Source organism: Paraburkholderia sp. NMBU_R16 (assembly GCF_013282575.1).
In the GTDB taxonomy this organism is placed as follows: Bacteria; Pseudomonadota; Gammaproteobacteria; order Burkholderiales; family Burkholderiaceae; genus Trinickia.
The window spans coordinates 1-215 of the sequence record NZ_JAAAYE010000560.1 but is presented as its reverse complement, the minus strand read 5'-3'; the positions used below and the strand labels follow the sequence as shown (position 1 = coordinate 215).

Below are 215 nucleotides of genomic sequence, written 5' to 3'. Positions count from 1 at the left end.
GAGGTGGCGCGAATGATTCGCCGCCACTTCGACGGCATCATCGCTTGGACTCAGACTCGCCAAACCAACGGCTTCATCGAGGCCATCAATGGCTTGTTTCAGGCTGCCAAGCGCAAGGCGCGCGGCTACACGCGCTTCGAAACAATGCGAACCGTGCTGTTCCTCATCGCCGGCAAGCTAGATTTCTCCAGCTTCAACCCGCATGCCTCGTGAGC

The 215-nt window shown here is 59.1% G+C and carries 1 protein-coding gene; it reads left to right on the top strand.

Going from position 1 to position 215, the window contains the following annotated elements; all coding sequences use genetic code 11:
* The coding region (locus GWC77_RS29090) for a transposase (RefSeq protein WP_173263126.1) at window positions 1-213 on the top strand (213 nt) is incomplete at its 5' end.
* Window positions 214-215: the final 2 nt, after the last annotated feature.